General features: G+C 73.8%; 1 protein-coding gene. It reads right to left on the reverse strand.

Translation table 11 applies throughout. The features are described 5' to 3' along the window. A partial coding sequence (locus ADL12_RS26230; protein ID WP_279617170.1) for a ketoacyl-synthetase C-terminal extension domain-containing protein occupies positions 1–325 on the reverse strand: 325 nt, incomplete at both ends.

Consider the following 325-nt stretch of genomic DNA (forward strand, 5'->3'; position numbering starts at 1 on the left):
TTCGGTGCCGGGATGTGTCTCGACGTACTCGCGCAGCCGGCCCGCCTGGTCCCGCAGGGCCTGCTCGTTGTGACCCGACAGCAGCCACGGAGCCGGGGCAGCACCACCCGACGGTTCCCGTGGGTCGAGGGCGGGCGCCTCCTCCAGGACCACGTGCGCGTTGGTGCCGCTCATGCCGAAGCCGGAGACGCCGGCCCTGCGCGGGTGGCCGTTCGGGGCCCATTCGCGTGCCTCGGTGAGGAGTTGGACGGCGCCGGCGGTCCAGTCGACGTGCGGGGTGGGTTCGTCGACGTGCAGGGTGCGGGGGAGCAGCCCGTGGCGCATC

The organism is Streptomyces regalis (genome assembly GCF_001509475.1).
Taxonomy (GTDB): domain Bacteria; phylum Actinomycetota; class Actinomycetes; order Streptomycetales; family Streptomycetaceae; genus Streptomyces; species Streptomyces regalis.